Source organism: Paraburkholderia sacchari (assembly GCF_000785435.2).
Classification (GTDB): Bacteria; Pseudomonadota; Gammaproteobacteria; order Burkholderiales; family Burkholderiaceae; genus Paraburkholderia; species Paraburkholderia sacchari.
Genome location: NZ_JTDB02000001.1, coordinates 243,853 through 259,970, shown reverse-complemented (window position 1 = coordinate 259,970; position 16,118 = coordinate 243,853). Strand labels below are relative to the sequence as shown.

16 protein-coding genes are annotated in these 16,118 nt (G+C 65.6%); 9 read left to right on the top strand and 7 right to left on the bottom strand.

Translation table 11 applies throughout. The features are described from left to right. The first annotated feature begins 2 nt into the window (after nucleotides 1–2). The 5 genes from NH14_RS01135 to NH14_RS01115 all read left to right on the top strand — a co-directional run bounded on the left by NH14_RS01135 (nucleotide 3) and on the right by NH14_RS01115 (nucleotide 6,250). Nucleotides 3–956, top strand: a complete 954-nt coding sequence (locus NH14_RS01135; protein ID WP_035528099.1) for an ABC transporter permease subunit — start codon at nucleotides 3–5, stop codon at nucleotides 954–956. Beyond that, nucleotides 953–1,873: an ABC transporter permease subunit gene (locus tag NH14_RS01130; RefSeq protein ID WP_052148122.1), complete on the top strand. Its 921-nt coding sequence runs from the start codon at nucleotides 953–955 to the stop codon at nucleotides 1,871–1,873. The genes NH14_RS01135 and NH14_RS01130 overlap by 4 nt, the downstream gene beginning before the upstream one ends. Nucleotides 1,874–1,982: 109 nt before the next feature. After that, complete coding sequence (locus tag NH14_RS01125) at nucleotides 1,983–3,584, top strand: DUF3138 family protein (protein ID WP_035528101.1); 1,602 nt, start codon at nucleotides 1,983–1,985, stop codon at nucleotides 3,582–3,584. A gap of 69 nt (nucleotides 3,585–3,653) precedes the next feature. Further along, nucleotides 3,654–4,946, top strand: coding sequence for an NAD(P)/FAD-dependent oxidoreductase (locus NH14_RS01120; RefSeq protein WP_035528103.1), 1,293 nt, complete (start codon nucleotides 3,654–3,656; stop codon nucleotides 4,944–4,946). Beyond that, complete coding sequence (locus NH14_RS01115; protein WP_035528105.1) at nucleotides 4,946–6,250, top strand: NAD(P)/FAD-dependent oxidoreductase; 1,305 nt, start codon at nucleotides 4,946–4,948, stop codon at nucleotides 6,248–6,250. Before NH14_RS01120 ends, NH14_RS01115 begins: the two co-directional genes overlap by 1 nt. Here NH14_RS01115 and pdxR read toward each other — a convergent pair. Beyond that, nucleotides 6,247–7,758: a MocR-like pyridoxine biosynthesis transcription factor PdxR gene (gene pdxR / locus NH14_RS01110; RefSeq protein WP_035528107.1), complete on the bottom strand. Its 1,512-nt coding sequence runs from the start codon at nucleotides 7,756–7,758 to the stop codon at nucleotides 6,247–6,249. The genes NH14_RS01115 and pdxR overlap by 4 nt on opposite strands. A gap of 102 nt (nucleotides 7,759–7,860) precedes the next feature. Here pdxR and NH14_RS01105 point away from each other — a divergent pair, with 102 nt between their 5' ends. Continuing rightward, on the top strand, nucleotides 7,861–8,322 hold the full coding sequence (locus NH14_RS01105) for a GNAT family N-acetyltransferase (protein ID WP_035528109.1): 462 nt from the start codon (nucleotides 7,861–7,863) through the stop codon (nucleotides 8,320–8,322). A gap of 24 nt (nucleotides 8,323–8,346) precedes the next feature. Here NH14_RS01105 and NH14_RS01100 read toward each other — a convergent pair whose 3' ends face one another. The 3 genes from NH14_RS01100 to NH14_RS01090 all read right to left on the bottom strand — a co-directional run bounded on the left by NH14_RS01100 (nucleotide 8,347) and on the right by NH14_RS01090 (nucleotide 10,855). Then, a complete protein-coding gene (locus NH14_RS01100) occupies nucleotides 8,347–8,928 on the bottom strand; it encodes a DUF3501 family protein (RefSeq protein WP_035528111.1) in 582 nt (193 codons plus the stop codon). A 27-nt stretch (nucleotides 8,929–8,955) separates the two neighbouring features. Beyond that, nucleotides 8,956–10,305 (bottom strand): heterodisulfide reductase-related iron-sulfur binding cluster, encoded by a 1,350-nt coding sequence (locus NH14_RS01095; RefSeq protein WP_035528112.1) that lies wholly within the window; start codon nucleotides 10,303–10,305, stop codon nucleotides 8,956–8,958. A gap of 127 nt (nucleotides 10,306–10,432) precedes the next feature. Further along, a complete protein-coding gene (locus NH14_RS01090; protein WP_028218209.1) occupies nucleotides 10,433–10,855 on the bottom strand; it encodes a rubrerythrin family protein in 423 nt (140 codons plus the stop codon). Nucleotides 10,856–11,193: 338 nt separating this feature from the next. On the opposite strand from NH14_RS01090, the gene NH14_RS01085 reads away from it, so the two are divergent. Continuing rightward, entirely contained in the window at nucleotides 11,194–11,553 is a 360-nt protein-coding gene (locus tag NH14_RS01085; protein WP_035528116.1) for a DUF3564 domain-containing protein, read from the top strand. A 246-nt stretch (nucleotides 11,554–11,799) separates the two neighbouring features. Next, nucleotides 11,800–12,603, top strand: coding sequence for a DNA/RNA non-specific endonuclease (locus tag NH14_RS01080; RefSeq protein WP_035528119.1), 804 nt, complete (start codon nucleotides 11,800–11,802; stop codon nucleotides 12,601–12,603). 56 nt (nucleotides 12,604–12,659) lie between these two features. Here the strand turns inward: NH14_RS01080 and NH14_RS01075 are convergent, their stop codons facing one another. Both NH14_RS01075 and NH14_RS01070 read right to left on the bottom strand, forming a co-directional pair. Then, nucleotides 12,660–13,259: a BPSL1445 family SYLF domain-containing lipoprotein gene (locus NH14_RS01075; protein WP_035528121.1), complete on the bottom strand. Its 600-nt coding sequence runs from the start codon at nucleotides 13,257–13,259 to the stop codon at nucleotides 12,660–12,662. Between the two features lie 21 nt (nucleotides 13,260–13,280). After that, the gene (locus NH14_RS01070; protein WP_035528123.1) at nucleotides 13,281–14,189 is read right to left on the bottom strand and encodes a M23 family metallopeptidase; all 909 of its coding nucleotides are present in this window, start codon (nucleotides 14,187–14,189) and stop codon (nucleotides 13,281–13,283) included. A gap of 228 nt (nucleotides 14,190–14,417) precedes the next feature. Between NH14_RS01070 and NH14_RS01065 the strand changes: the two genes are divergently transcribed. Continuing rightward, on the top strand, nucleotides 14,418–14,678 hold the full coding sequence (locus NH14_RS01065; RefSeq protein WP_035528325.1) for a hypothetical protein: 261 nt from the start codon (nucleotides 14,418–14,420) through the stop codon (nucleotides 14,676–14,678). Nucleotides 14,679–14,808: 130 nt separating this feature from the next. Here NH14_RS01065 and NH14_RS01060 read toward each other — a convergent pair whose 3' ends face one another. Further along, entirely contained in the window at nucleotides 14,809–16,047 is a 1,239-nt protein-coding gene (locus tag NH14_RS01060; RefSeq protein ID WP_035528126.1) for a dienelactone hydrolase family protein, read from the bottom strand. Nucleotides 16,048–16,118: the final 71 nt, after the last annotated feature.

The following is a 16,118-nucleotide window of genomic DNA, read 5'->3' as shown; positions in this document are numbered from 1 at the left end:
GGATGAGTACTCCAATGTCCTCCACTACGCCCGCCGCCTCGCGCGGCGCGCTCGGGCGCATGCTCTCGCGCTTCCTGCCCTCGGGCCGCAGCACGGTGATCGGCGTGCCGTTCCTGTGGCTCACGCTGTTCTTCGCGCTGCCGTTCGTGCTGGTGTTCAAGATCAGCTTCGCCGATCAGGCGATGAGCATTCCGCCGTATTCGAGCCTCGCCGCGATGAAAGACGGCATGGTGCACCTCTCGCTGCAACTGGGTCACTATGTCTTCCTGCTGCAGGACAGCCTCTATATCGCCACCTATATCAGCTCGCTGAAGATGGCGGCGGTCTCGACTTTCTTCTGCTTGCTGATCGGCTATCCCATCGCCTACTACATCGCGCGCTCCAACCCGGCCACGCGCAACCTGCTGATGATGGGCGTGATGCTGCCGTTCTGGACGTCGTTCCTGATTCGCGTCTACGCGTGGATCGGCATTCTCAAGGACGACGGCCTGCTCAATCACGCACTCATCGCGATTGGCCTGATTCACTCGCCGCTGCGCCTCTATCACAGCGATGCGGGCGTCTATATCGGCATGGTCTATTCGTACCTGCCCTTCATGGTGATGCCGCTTTACGCGCACCTCGTGAAGATGGACCTCACGCTGCTCGAAGCCGCCTACGACCTCGGTGCGAAGCCGTGGGTCGCGTTCACGCAGATCACGCTGCCGCTCTCGAAGAACGGGATCATCGCGGGCAGCCTGCTGGTGTTCATTCCGGCGGTGGGCGAGTACGTGATTCCCGAACTGCTCGGCGGCGCGGACACGCTCATGATCGGCCGCGTCATGTGGGATGAGTTTTTCAACAATATGGACTGGCCGATGGCCTCGGCGGTCACCGTCGCCATGGTCGTGCTGCTGCTCGTGCCGATGGCAGTCTTTCAGTACTACCAGGTCAAGGAACTGGAGGAAAGCAAATGATCAAGCCCAATCGCACACTTTCCACAGGCGTTCTCTCGCTGGGATTCCTGTTCCTCTATATCCCGATCATCAGCCTCGTGGTGTACTCGTTCAACGAGTCGAAGCTCGTGACCGTGTGGTCGGGCTTCTCGCTCAAGTGGTACGCCGCGCTGCTGCAGGACGACGAACTGCTCACCGCAGCATGGCTGTCGCTAAAGATCGGCCTCATGACCGCGTTCGCCTCGGTCGTGATCGGCACGTGGGCCGGCTTCGTGCTCGCGCGCTTCGGACGCTTTCGCGGCTTCACGCTGTTTGCCGGGATGATCAACGCGCCGCTCGTGATTCCCGAAGTGATCCAGGGCATCTCGCTGCTGTTGCTGTTCGTCGCGATGGAGCAGCTCATCGGCTGGCCGAAGGGCCGCGGCGTGATCACCATGTGGATCGGTCACGTGATGCTGTGCGTCTCGTACGTGGCAATCGTCGTGCAGTCGCGCGTGAAGGAACTCGACAAGTCGCTCGAAGAAGCCGCGCTCGATCTGGGCGCCACGCCGCTCAAGGTGTTCTTCGTGGTCACGCTGCCGCTCATCTCGCAGGCGCTGCTCTCGGGCTGGCTGCTCTCGTTCACGCTCTCGATCGACGACCTCGTGCTCTCGGCGTTCCTCTCCGGCCCCGGCTCGACCACGCTGCCGCTCGTGGTGTTCTCGCGCGTGCGCCTCGGCCTGAATCCGGAAATGAACGCGCTCGCCACGCTCTTCATTTGCGCGGTGACGATCGGCGTGATCGCGGTGAACCAAATGATGGCCGCCCGCGAAAAGAAGCGCATGCGCGACATGCAAATGGCCTTCGTGCAGCCCGATCCCTCGGAAGCCATCCAGACCGCGGGACCGGGCGCGCCAGCCGGCGCGGTGGGCTCGCCGCTCGGCCGGCGCGCCGCTTGATGATCTGATCGCAGTCCACAAAGGCAGCGCGCGCTGCCGGCAACGCGCTGCGGCACAGGGGATTTTTAAGCCGCAGCGCTTGCAATAACGACCCACTCGGAGAATTTCAATGAAGAAGAAGTTAATCTGTTTGCTGGTGGCCGGGGCATTGCCTGGGCTCGCCTTCGCGGACACGACTAGCGACCAGATCAAGGCCCTGCAGGCGCAGCTCAACGCGCTGCAAAAAGAGGTGAAATCGCTCAAGAGCGAACTCGCGGCTTCGAACAATGCCGCAAAGGGGACGGCGAAAACCGCCTCGGCGTCCTCGGGCGCGGCAGGCGTCACGCTTGTCGCCGCGCCCGCTGTGGACCCGTCCTCGCCCGAGTATGGCAAGCAGCCCGCCCAGTTGACCAACGACCAGGTCGACGCGATGAAGCAGCAGATCGCGAATCAGCAAATGAAGGTCGATTCGCTCACCGACGCGGCCACGACCGGACCGCTCGCAGGTCTTTCGGTCACTGGCTATATCGACCCGACGTACATCTACAACCGCGCTCCGGGCACCTCTTCGTTCCTGTTCGCGAACCATACCGGTTCGTACAACTACTACAACAGCACGTTCGGCGACGTCTACCTCGACATCAAGAAGACCTTCGGTGTCGGCCCGATGGCGCCTTCGGCCGAAATTACGCTCATGCCCAATCGCGGCAACGGCATCACGCTGCTGCAAAACGAGCACGGCGAGATCGGCAACAACATCCTGAACACGGCGATCATCACGGTGCCGGTGACCTCCACGGGCACGTTCGTGGCCGGCCTCATGCCGAGCTTCGGCGGCTACGAGGTGCAGCAGTCGAACCAGATGCTCACGCTCACCCACAACCTGCTCTACGACTTCTCCGATCCGGGCAGCTATGTGGGCATCGGCTGGAACTACACGCCGAGCGGCAGTCAGTGGGCGTTCAAGTTCATCGTCGCCAACGAGCAGTACCGCACCTTCGGCGCCGTCACGCAAACGGGCACGAACGCGCTGGGCGACCCGATCACCACCAGCAACAAGATCCCGACCTTCACGGCGCGCGCCGACTACACCTGGTCGAGCGCACTCGATATCGGCGGCTCGTTCAACGTCGGCCGGCAGACGCTGGCGAGCGCGATCGACTCCACGACGGGCCAGGCGGTCTATGGTCCGGGCGGCCAGGCATCGAGCTCCGGCGGCTACTTCTTCTTCGGCGAAGTCGATGCCAGCTACACGCTCGCGGACGTCCAGTACAACGCCGAAGTCGACTACGGCCAGCAGCAGCGCGCGGCGTTCAACGGCGGCAATGCGCAGTGGTACGGCCTCTCGCTGCTCGCGCACCGCAAGTTCTTCGCGCCGGTGGTGGGCCGCATGGGCGTGACCGCTCGCTACGACGTGCTCGTCAACAACAAGAACGGCGGCGGCGGCGGCGGCATCGCGCTCAACGGCAACGGCATGGATCCGTACAACGGCTTCGGCATTGGTTCGGACTGCCTCGCGAATTCGAAGGCTAACGGCGGCTTCGGCTTCGAATGCCACGGCGCGACGCGCCAGGACATCGCGCTCGACGTGCTGTTCTACGCGACGCAGCAGATCACCGTGAAGGTCGAATATCGCCACGACTGGGCCACGCAGAAGGTGTTCCTGCGCGACGACGGTTCGTACAGCAAGAGCAACGACCTGGTGGGCGCGCAGTTCATCTACTCGTTCTAACGAGTGCGCAACGGGCGGCAGCGGGAGCGAACGCTCCCCGCTCCGCCCGCTTTTTTGTACGCTTTCTCTATGCTCAAATTCGCCAATCAACCTCATGCGCCGTCGTGGTACGCGGCCAGCATCAACGACACGACCCGCCACCCCGTGCTGCAAGGCGCGCTGGACGCCGACGTCTGCGTGATCGGCGCGGGCCTCACGGGCGTCTCGGCAGCGCTCAATCTCGCCGAACGCGGCTATCGCGTGGCGCTTCTCGAAGCTTCGCGAGTCGGCTGGGCCGCGAGCGGACGCAACGGCGGCCAGTTGATCGGCGGCTTCGCGTGCGGCATGGACACGTTCGCGCAGTTCATGAACGAAGACGAGGTCAAGCAGATCTGGGCGATGGGCCTCGAAACGCTCGACATCGTGAAGTCGCGCGTGGCACGGCACCAGATCGATTGCGCGCTCACGCCGGGCTACTTCACCGCCGCGAACAAGCCGCGCGACGTGGACGACCTCAAGCGCTCGCGCGACGAAGCCGCGAAGCGCTTCGGCTATGACCGGTTCCGTTACGTCGATGGCGAGGGCGTGGGCCAGTACGTGAATTCGGCGCGCTATCCCGGCGGCCTTTACGATCCCGATAGCGGGCATCTGCATCCGCTCAACTACACGCTCGGCCTCGCACGCGCGGCGCGCGAAGCAGGCGTGCGAATCTTCGAGGACAGCGCGGTCACGCGCATTCGCGACGAGCATGGCGGGCATATCGTCGAAGCGGCGCAGGGCCAGGTGCGCGCGAAATTCGTCGTGCTCGCGTGCAACACGTATCTCGGCACGCTCGCGCCGCAACTCGCGCGCAAGATCATGCCAGTCGGCACCTATGTGATCGCGACCGAAGCGCTCGGCACTGAACGCATGGCCGCGCTGATGCCGGCGCAGACCGCCGTGTGCGACAGCCGCTTCGTGCTCGATTACTTCCGCCCGGCGCCCGACACGCGGCTCCTGTGGGGCGGCAAGGTCAGCTACTCGAAGCTCGCGCCGCGCAATCTGGGCGAAGCGATGCGCGCGGACATGCTCAAGACCTTCCCGCAACTCGCCGACGTGAAGGTGGAATACGCGTGGGGCGGCTTCGTCGACATCACGATGAACCGCGCGCCGCATTTCGGCCGCCTATCCCCTACCGTGTACTTTGCGCAGGGCTTCTCGGGCCACGGCGTAAACACCACGGGTCTCGCGGGCACGCTGATTGCCGAAGCGATTCACGGCCAGGCCGCGCGCTTCGACCTGTTCGGCAAGATCCGCCACCGCGACTTTCCCGGCGGCGCTACACTGCGAACCCCTGCCCTCGTGCTCGCGATGGCATGGTATCGAATGAAGGATTTGCTCTGATGACTTTCGACCTCGACGCCCAGGCGGACCTGCTCGCCCGCGACTCGTACTACGAAGCCACCGCCACGCGCCCCGCCGACGACGACCCCGTGCTGGAAGGCGTGATCGACGCCGATGTCTGCGTGATCGGCGCGGGCTTCGCGGGGCTTTCGGTGGCGCTGGAGTGCCGCGCGCGCGGGCTCTCGGTCGTGGTGCTCGATGCGCATCGGCCCGGGTGGGGCGCCTCGGGGCGCAACGGCGGCCAGACGCTGGTGGGCTTCGCGAAAGACGAAGTGCTCGAAAAACAGCTTGGCGAAGCGGGCATACGCGCAGCATGGGCGCTGTCCATCGAGGGCGTCGCGCTCGTGCGCGAGCGCATCGCGCGCCATGGCATCGATTGCGATTTCACACCAGGCTACGTGACGGTTGCTACAAAGCCCAAGCGCGTGCCCGACCTGCGCGCATGGATGGATGCCGCGCGCACGCGCTGGGGCTACGACAAGCTCGAATGGCTCGACACCGACGCCACCCGTGCGCGCGTAAATTCGCAGAGCTTTCTGGCGGGCGCCTACGATCCGTTCTCGGGGCATCTGCATCCGCTCAAGTACTGCCTCGGTCTCGCCGATGCGGCGCGCAAGGAAGGCGCTCGACTGTTCGCCCACTCGCGCGCGCTCGACGTCGCGCGAGGCGCGCGGCCGGTCGTGAGGACCGCGCGCGGCGAGGTGCGCTGCCGCTTCGTGGTGTCGTGCTGCAACGCCACGCCTGGCGGCGTGCTGCCCGCGCCCATCGCGGCGCGCATTGCGCCCATCGCCTCGTACATCATCGCCACGGAGCCGCTCGGGCGGACGCGCGCGCAAGCGCTGATTCCCGGCCGCGCGGCCATTTGCGACAACAACTTCTTCCTCGACTATTTCCGGCTTTCGGCCGATGACCGTCTGCTGTTCGGCGGCCGCGCCGATTCGACGGGTGCGGCGCCCGCGCAACTCACCGAATCGATGAAGCAGCGCATGACCGGCGTGTTCCCGCAACTCGAAGGCGTGAACGTGGAATACGCATGGGGCGGCTTCGTGGATGTCACGCGCAATCGCGCGCCCGACTTCGGCGCGGTCGATCCGAATTATTACTACGTGCAGGGCTTTTCAGGGCACGGCGTGGCGCTCACGGGCATCGCGGGGCGCGTGGTTGCCCAGGCGATTGCGGGCGAGCGCGCGGCGTTCGATCTGTTTTCGCGAGTGCGTCACGCGCGCTTTCCGGGCGGTCCCGCGTGGCGCAGGCCCGCGCTCGAGATCGGCATGATGTATCACCGGGTGATGGAGATGTTTTAAGGCGTCTGCCTCGAGAGCATCGCCTTCAACACATCCGCCAGCGCTGCCATGAGCACGTCCGAGGCCTCGGGCGTGGCCTCCGCGTAGCCGAGCAGGAAGCCGTTGTAGCGGACTGCTTCGCGATTCGAGCGCCCCTCCTCGCCGTCGAGACAAAACGCACTGAGCGCCGAAAGCGCAAGACCGCGTGCGCGCGCCGCCTCGCTCACGGCCACGTCCGCGAGCGGCGCGTCCAGACGCACGCTCAGGTGCATGCCGCCCGCGTCGGCGGACACTGTCATGAGCCCCGCGAGGTGCTTTTCGATCGCGGCCACGAGGCCGTTGCGGCGCGTCTCGTAGAGCTTGCGCATGCGGCGCAGATGCCGCGCGTAGCGGCCGCTTTCGATGAAGTCCGCGAGCGCCGCCTGCTCGGCCACGCGACCCTGGCGCATGAGCGTGCGATGCGCCGCCGCCACCTGCGCCACAACCTGGCGCGGCACGATCATGAAGCCCAGGCGCAGCGCCGGAAAAAGCGTCTTGCTGAAGGTGCCCAGGTAGATCACGGGCGAGTCGTCCGCGAGGCCCTGGATCGATGGCAGCGGCGGGCCATCGTGGCGCAGCTCGCTGTCGTAGTCGTCTTCGATGATCCATGCGCCGCACGCGCGCGCGTGCTCGATCAGCGCGAGACGCCGCTCCAGGCTCAACACGCAGCCGAGCGGATATTGATGCGAAGGCGTGAGATACACGAGACGCGGCGGCGCTACGCGCCAGTCCTCATCGCGCGCTGCCATGCCCGCGGCGTCCACCGGCACCGGCACGAGCGTGAGCCCGGCCGCCAGCATCGCCACGCGCGCGCCCAGATAGCCCGGATTTTCGATCCACACGCGCTCGCCTTCGTCCGCGAAAAAGCGCGCGCACAGCGCGAGGCTCGTTTGCGTGCCGTCTGTGATGAACACCTGCTCGGGCTGGCAGCGCACGCCGCGCGACACGCGCACGTACTGCGCGATGGCGTGGCGCAGCACCGGCAGGCCCGCGCTGTCGCCGTAGCCCAGTTCGCCCGGGTCCGTCTCGCGCATCGCGCGCTCGACGCTCGTGCGCCACTGTGCGAGCGGAAACGCGTCGAGCGCGGGCGTGCCGGGACGCAATGCCGTCACGCCGTCGCCCGACGCGCGGCGCGGCGGCAGCTCGCGCACGCGGCGCGACAGCAGCGGCGCGGTGTCGTCGTGCAGCGGCACGCGCGTGGCGGGCGGGGCCACGCCCGGCTTCACGCCGTTGACGACGGAGCCATGGCGCGTAGCGGTGATGAAGCCCTCTTCCACTAGCCGCTCATACGCATAGAGCACCGAATTGCGCGCGATGCCCAGCTCCTCGGCTAGCGTGCGGCTCGAAGCGAGGCGCGTGCCGCACACGATGTCGCCGTCGAGAATCGCGCGGCGCAGGCTCTCGTAGAGCAGGTCCTGCTGCGTGAGGCGTCGTGAAGCGCTCGCGCGCGCACGGCGCTCGTAAGCGGCCATCATCAGCGCGTAGTCCAATTTCGTGGCTCCATGTTTTGCGGCTTGAGTGGGACTAAAAATGGTGCCACAAATCGCTTACGCTGGCGCTGCGGCAAACCCACAAGCCCAAGGAGAACGAATTTGAACCCGACGATTCACGTGCGCGAAGTCACGCCCGCCGACTACGACGCATGGCGCCCGCTCTGGGACGGCTATAACCATTTCTATGGCCGCTCCGGCCCGACCGCGCTGCCCGAGGCGATCACGCAGACCACGTGGACGCGCTTCTTCGACGGCTACGAGCCCATGCATGCCTTCGTCGCGCTGCAGGGCGAACGCGTAGTGGGCCTCGTGCACTTCATCTACCACCGCAACACCACGCTCGATGGCCCGATCTGCTATTTGCAGGATCTGTTCACGAGCGAGGACGCACGCGGCAAGGGCGTGGGACGCGCGCTGATCGAAGCGGTATACGCGCACGCGAAGGCCTCGAATTCGGCGCGCGTCTACTGGCACACGCACGAGACGAATCACACGGCCATGCGCCTTTACGACGGCGTGGCCGACAAGCCCGGCTTCGTCATGTACCGCAAGAACGTCTGAGGCGCAGCATGAAGCGCGAAGGCTTCAATCGAGATCCTTCACGAGCGCGTCGCGCACGTCAGAGTCGATGATCTGGTCCGGCACGCGATAGTTCGGATGATCGCAGCCGATCATGAGCGCCGCGCCGTCGCGCAGGCGCTTTTTCATTTGCGGCGTGAATTCGAAGCGCACGAAGTGCACCGCCGAGGTCTTCTCGTCATTGTCGCGCTCGAGGTCTTCGTCGGCGATGGCGTAGACGGGCGGCTCGCCCTCCACCTGCAGAAATACGCGGTCTTCAATGCCGATGAGCCGCGCGAGCGCCGCGCGCCGCTCGATCTCGCTCTCGTACTCGATCTGCATCGTGGCCTTGAGGTTGCTGCCATCCGGCACCAGCGGCAAATAGGCGTCGAGTTCGCCCTGAATGCCGTCTTCCTCGAAGATCTTCTCGATGTGCAGCATCTCCTGGATCTGGTAGCGGATCGTCGCCTCGTCTTCGAAGAGAAAGGTCAGATGATTGCCGAGCGCCACGGCGCGGCGCTTCTTGTGCTCGATGATGCGGTTACGCATCTCGGTGCGCTGCTTCGCATAGGCTTCGAGCGAGAGCAGCGAATTTCTTGCGATCGTCATCAGGTGTGCCTCATGCGTGAATGCTCATCAAATGCCATAGGCGCGGCGCAGCAGCGTGAGCGGATGCGCAAGCGGCGGGCCGCCTTCGGCGTTGCCGAGCTTGTTCTCGTCGATGCCCTGCGCGATGTGATGCCCCGCGAGCTGGCAATCCGAGGAGACGAAATCGGGCTCGCCTTGCGCCATCTGCTTGAACACGGGCGTGCCGATCTTCATCGCCATCGCGTGAAATTCCTTCTTCACGCCAAACGTGCCCGCATGACCGGAGCAGCGCTCGACCACGTTGACCTTGGTTTCAGGCACGAGCGAGAGCAGGTCCGATGTCTTGCGGCCGATGTTCTGCACGCGCGCGTGGCAAGGCACGTGATACGAGACATTGCCAAGCGGCGTGCGGAAGTCGGTTTTTAGCAAGCCGTCGCGGTTGCGCGCCACGAAGTATTCGAACGGATCCCAGAACGCTTCGCTCACGGCGCGCGTGTCGGCGTCGTCGGGGAACATCAGCGGCAGTTCGTGCTTGTACATCAGCACGCAACTGGGCACCGCGCCCAGCAGCGCATAGCCTTCGCGCGCGTACTGCGCGAGCACCGGCATGTTCTCGGCCTGCTTCTTCGCCACGCCTTCGAGGTTGCCCTGTTCGAGCAGCGGCATGCCGCAGCACGCCTCGCTCTTCACCAGCACGTAAGGAATGGCGTTGTGATCGAGCACCGCCAGCAGGTCGTGGCCGATGCCCGGCTCGTTGAAGTTCACGTAGCAGGTCGCGTAGATCGCGACCTTGCCCGGCGTGCGCTCGCCGTCGCGCACCTCGCTCGCCGTGGCCTTGCTTGCCGCGCTGCGGAACTTGCGCGCGGCAAACGACGGCAGCCACGCTTTGCGGTCCACGCCGAGCGCATCTTCCATCACCGCGCGCATCGCCTTCGTGCCGTTCACCGCGTTGACGGTTTGCGTGACGACCGGAATGCCCGCGAGATGGCCGAGCGCATCGGTGTTCGAAAGCACGCGGTCGCGCAGCTGCACCTCGCCGTTGCGGTAATGAATGGCCTTCGCGCGCAGCATCAGGTGCGGAAAATCCACGTTCCACGGATGCGGCGGCACATAAGGACACTTCGTCATGTAGCAGAGGTCGCACAGATAGCACTGGTCGACCACTTTCGAAAACTGGGCTTTGTCGACGTCTTCGGCTTCGCCGGTGTCGGTTTCGTCGACGAGATCGAATAGCGCCGGGAACGCGCCGCAGAGCGAAACGCAGCGCCGGCAACCCGCGCAGATATCGAACACGCGTGCAAGCTCGGTGTCGAGCTGCGCCTGATCGTAGAACGCGTCCGAGCGCCAGTCGAGCGGGTGGCGGGTCGGCGCTTCGAGACTGCCTTCCTTGTGGGGCATGACGTCTCCGGTTCTAGTTCTGGTTATAAGGGTGCGTTCGCGCGGGCGCACGAAAAACGCACGCAAAAAAAACAGCACGCGCGCGGGCGAGCCTCGCGCGCGGTGGTGTGGCCCTGTGACCGCGGCCCTAGTCGGCCAGAACTTCTAGCGCCTTCGTATAGCGGTTCGCGTGGCTGCGCTCCGCCTTGGCGAGCGTCTCGAACCAGTTGGCGATTTCGTCGAAGCCTTCGTCGCGCGCGACCTTGGCCATGCCCGGGTACATATCCGTGTATTCGTGCGTTTCGCCCGCGATCGCCGACTGCAGATTCAGACGCGAACTGCCGAACGGCAGGCCTGTCGCCGGGTCGCCCACGGCTTCCAGATACTCGAGGTGGCCGTGCGCGTGGCCGGTTTCGCCTTCGGCGGTCGAGCGGAACAGCGCGGCGACGTCGTTCTGGCCTTCCACATCGGCCTTGGCCGCGAAATAAAGGTAGCGGCGATTCGCCTGCGATTCGCCCGCGAAGGCGTCCTTGAGGTTTTGTTCCGTCTTCGAGCCTTTGAGCTGTGCCATCTATGCCTCCTTCAATCTTCCGGATTCGGGGGGACGCGGCGCTGCGCATCTTCGTGCGGTGCAGCAGGGCATGAGCGCGGACTACGCCGCTCTATCAATTTAGGAAATGTCGTTTGCGTTCCCAATTGTGATTTTCAATCCCGCCGATAGCCGGACGGTCTCCGGACCGGCGACACCTTGCCGCACCGCTGCACACCCTTATGCGGCGGGCCTGTAGGACGGGCCTCTCCCAATATATGAATAAACGCCTTGAACACCGAACCATCCGACCTAGACTTGGATTTCGGCCAGATTCGCGCGCCCGCCCGCGCGCCCTTTGAAGCCATTTCGGAGCTCACATGCGATTGACTATTTTGATCAACGGTTCGGACCCGACTGTGAACCACGACTTTGCGGTGCTCTGGCTCGACACCGACCAGCAACGCTGGTCGCGCGAGTCGCATGAAGGCATCGATCTTCCCGCTTGGGGAGAGATGCGCGACGCAGATGGCGTGACGGCGCTATGTGCGCCGCTCGACGATGCGCCGCTCTGCACCCTGCGCGGCCTGCACGTGAACCGCCGCCAGGAAATCAGCTCTGCCCATGGCGACGCCACGTGGTCGTGCGAGAACTCGCACGCGCACATGGAAGGCCAATGGCGTTTGCAGGCCGTGGACCGTCAGTCGGTCCATGCCGAAAACGCGCTGTTCGCGGACTAATGCATCGCGCGTAGCCTGCGCGATGCACCCTTCCTGTTTTTCCTGTCTTGCGGCGTCGCCTTTCTGGCGGCGCCGCATTGTTTTGCTGCGCGCGCACAACTGACTTCAAGTTGGCCACGCCCAGTCCCGCCCGCTATACTTTCACGCCCTTACGGGCCCTTTCAGGAATGCAACGCCGCGCACGACCCGCGCGCCGCTCGCGCGTTCCCGGGGCCATTCCCGACTCGCTGGTTTGCCGATTTGCCGATGAAGAAGCTGTTTGCCTGCCTGACCATGGCCCTCGCCGGCCATGTGTTTGCCGCACCCGCCGCGCCTGCCGCACCTGCAACATCCGCCTGCGCCCAGTTCGTTCCGGGCGGCCAGTTCCCCACGCTCAGCAATCCGCGCCTGGCGCCGAAAACGCGCATGCTCTGCTATTCCGATTATGTGGTGCTGCACTCGGGCGTCACGCACGGCCCGCTCTGGTCGGCGGAGCACCTCACGCGCGATCACCTCCAAGCCGCGAAGGACATGACGCGCACGAACCGCTTCTTCGAAGACGAGCGCCTGCCCGCCGGCGAAGGCGCGACGCTCGCCGACTACAAGCGCAGCGGCTTCGACCGCGGCCACATGAGCCCCGCCGGCAACCGCTGGAACCCGCAGGCAATGGCCGAATCGTTCTCGCTCGCGAACATCGTGCCGCAGAACCGCGAGAACAATCAGCGGCTGTGGTCGCATATCGAAACGGCGGTGCGCAAGCTCGCGACGAAATACGGCGATGCTTATGTCGTGACCGGTCCGCTCTTCGCGGGCGCGCAATTGCAGACGATCGGCGCATCGCGCGTGCTGGTGCCCACGCAGATCTACAAGGTGGTGTACGTGCCTTCGCAGCAGCTTGCGTTCGCCGTCGTCGCGAACAACACGAGCGACGATCGCTATGACGTGCGTTCGGTGCGCGATCTCGAAGCGCAAAGCGGCATTGCGTTCCCGGGCATTCCCGCGAACGTCGCCGCGCAAACGAAGGTGTCGTTCAACGGCGGCACATTTGCCGTGCGCAAATGGGGCTGGTAGGAACCGCGTGACGAAAGCATGACTAAAGCCGGCGGGAAGCGGCATACCGCTCGCCGTTACAAATCGAGCCGCGAAATCTTGGTGCCTTCGAGCGAAGCGCCGGCCATCAGGCCGGCGTTGGTGAGCACGAAAGCCTCGATCGGGTTGACGGCGGTGGTCGTGTCGACCTGCCCGTTCACGCCCATCTTCACGAGCGCGACGGTGGCGTCGGCGCCCACCTTCCAGCCGCTGCTGCGCTTGAAGCGCTCCAATGCGCCCCGGGTCATGAAGGCATAGAAAATGGCGCGCGACTGTGCGCCGACCTGGAAGCCGAACGAGCCCGCCGTGGTGCTGAAGTAGCCAATCGAGCGGCCGTCGACGCGCAACGCGCCGCGCCCATACTCGCCGCCCACGCCAAAGGCCGCGCCCATCACCTCGGGAAATACCAGCACGGCGGCGGCCTTGCCCACCAGCTCGCGCGAGCCCTTCACCGTGCCATAGAGACGCGCAAGCGCGGCATCGACCTTGGCGTCGATCTCGCGGCGCAGGCTAGCGTTCTTCTCCGCGGCATCGGCGGCGTTGCCGGGCCCGGTCATAGTGCATGCGCCCAGCACTGTGAGCGACGCCACCGACGCAGCGGCTCGCCCACCCGCCGCAATGAATTGCCTTCTGTTCATGTTGTTTCGCACTCGCATGGACTACGGCTGCTTGCGCGGCAATTGCGCAAGCGGATCGACCGGCTTGCCGTTCTCGCGCACTTCGAACAGCAGCATGCCCACGCCCACCGCGTCCGCGCCGCTCGTGGCGATCTGCTGGCCCAGCTTCACGCTGTCGCCCTGCTTCACGAGCAGCCTGCCATTGCGGCCATACGCGGTGATCAAATGCGCGTTGTGCTTGACGATGACGAGCTTGCCGTAGCCCTTGATGCCGCTGCCCGCATACATCACGCGCCCCGCAGCGGCCGCCTTCACGGGCGCGCCCGGCGCACACGCGATGACGACGCCCCGCTGCTTGCCAGGCTCGAACGGCTTGACGACGCTCCCGATGACCGGCCAGGCGAGCCGCGCATTGGTCCGCGCGGCGACGGCGGGCTGCGCGGGCGCAGTCGGCACATTCGGGGCCGAAGGCGCGGTGGCCGGCGGCGGCGAAGCGGGTGCCGCGAGCCCCTTCGCGGGCGCGGGCGCTGGAGCGGAAGCGGATGTGGGTGCCGCGACAGAGGCCTTCACGGGCGGCGCAACGCGCAGCAATTGCCCCACCTTCACCATGCCCGAGGCGGGCAGCTTGTTCCAGGCGGCAATATCGACGGCGCGCTGTTTGTGGGCGACGGCAATGCGGCTGAGCGTGTCGCCGGCCTTGACGCGATAAAACTCGTCGGCGACGCTCGACGACGGCACCTCGGCCACGACAGCCGAAGCCGGTGTGTCGATCGACGTGGCGCTCGTGGCAGACGAAGGCTCGGCGGCCTCGCTGGCGACAGCCGGCGCATCGTCGGCCACGGGCGCGGACGAATGCCACGGCGTGACCGTGCAGGCGCCGAGCATTGCGGCGGACGCGGCGGCAACGGCCACGGCCACGGCAATTTCGGCACCCTTGTCTAGAATTCCCATGACGCGCTCCTTGTTCGACCTGCAGGAATGTCTGCGCCGCGTGGCGCAGGAGCGTCATGATCGAGGGTTTGCCGCGAAGCGCAGCGGATTCGCGCGCCAGTTCTGACTCACGTCAATATGAACAGCCCGCGTGCGGGATGCGCCGGGTTTTCGGGAAGATGTTTGATGGCGCAGCGGGACGCTTCTTATAATGCGGGCCCGCGCATCGCGCTCAAGGAGGAACAGAAGGTGTTCGACGCATACGCAAATGACGACGATGTCCTGAACGTGCAAGGCGACGCGCTCACGCTCACGAACGGCACCACGCGCGTGACGCTTGCCGGCACGCTCGAATTCACGCGCGACAAGCGCGGCCTCGCCGCCGCGCTCGCGCTGAAGGCCGCGCTCGACAGCGTGGTAGCGAAGCTCCAGGGCGACCCGCACTTGCCCGCGCAGGTCAAGGACGAGCCGGACGCGAAGCCCGGCGTCGTCGACAACCCGTTCAATTGATCGCCGCGCGGGCCGCCGCAAACGCGCGGCCCGCGCGCCGGCAGCGCCTCCCAGGAAAACGCCGGGCCGCCCCAAGTTTTCTTGAACCCCCTCCGGGGGGCCTGACGCGAAGCGGCAGGTCTGGGGGCGCTCAGAACGGCTTGCCTTCGCTCGTCTTCCACGCGGCCATGAGCGTGTTGGACGGCAGCGTTTCGTCGAGCAGCTTCTTCGCGCTCGCGGCGCCCGCAATCGGCAGCCCGGTCGGATCGATCGCGCCGATCTGCGCGAGCACCGACGCCTGATCCCAATAGATGTGCTCGTTATAGAGCTTGCTGCCGCGAAAGCAGATCACGGCAAGCATCGGCACCTCGAAGTACTTGCCGGTGGGCGCGAGCCCGGGCAGCAGCCAGTCGATCTCGCGGTCGTGCGTGCAGCAGAAGATGAACTCGTCCACCACGCGGTCCGAGCCGATCGTGCGCGAGATTGGAATCAGGCGCGTATCGGCGGGGTTCGAATGCACGAAGTGGTGCGTGTAGAAGCGCTTGAGCTCGTCGTGGCCCACGCCGCCCGTCATCGTCGGGATGTGGTTGACGTAGGGCTGCGCCACCATCGTCGGCATGACGTCGCTCGGGTTGCGCGTGACGAACTCGTGATAGCAGTGCTCCTCCCACAGCGCGTTGAAATCGTAGATGGGGCCGAGCACGCGCCGCAGCATCGCCAGCGAGCGCGAGTACGCCATCATCGCGGCGGGCTTGTCGAATTGGGGCCGCGCGTTCGACGCGAACGCGTGATCGCAGCCCGGGTACGTGTAAAGCTCGATGCCAGGCTTGCCCGCCAGCGCCTTCGTGATGCGCTCGCGCGTGGCCGCGTCGCACCAGCCGTCCTCGGCCGCGAAGTGCAGCATGAGCGGACACTGGATCTTGCCGGCTTCGTCCAGATAATTTTCGAGCGCCACGGCGTAGTAGCCGATCGCGCAATCGACGTCGGTGCGCGCCGCGGCCAGATACGCGAGCCGCCCGCCCAGGCAATAGCCGAGCGCCCCCACCTTGCCGCGCTGCGAAGGATGCGCGCGCAGCGCCGCGAACGTCTGCGCGACGTCGTCCATCGCGAGATCGACGTCGAAGCGGTCGTACAGCGCGAGCGCCTTCGCCATGTCGGCGCCCTCGTAGCCCAGATCGACGCCCGGCTCGAGCCTCCAGAAGAGGTCGGGCACCATCACCACGTAGCCTTCTTCCGCAAAGCGGTCGGCCATCGCGCGCATAGATGCGTTCACGCCGAAAATCTCTTGCAGCAGCACGAGGCCCGGGCCGCTGCCCTCGGGCGGCAGCGCCGTGTAAGCGCGGAATTCGCCGCCGTCGCGCGACGTCACCTGGGTCCATTGTCCAGTCATGAGCTTGTCTCCTGTTGTCGTGTTGTGGCCGGATCGGCGGATCCGCCGTGCGTGGCATACGCGACGCGTGA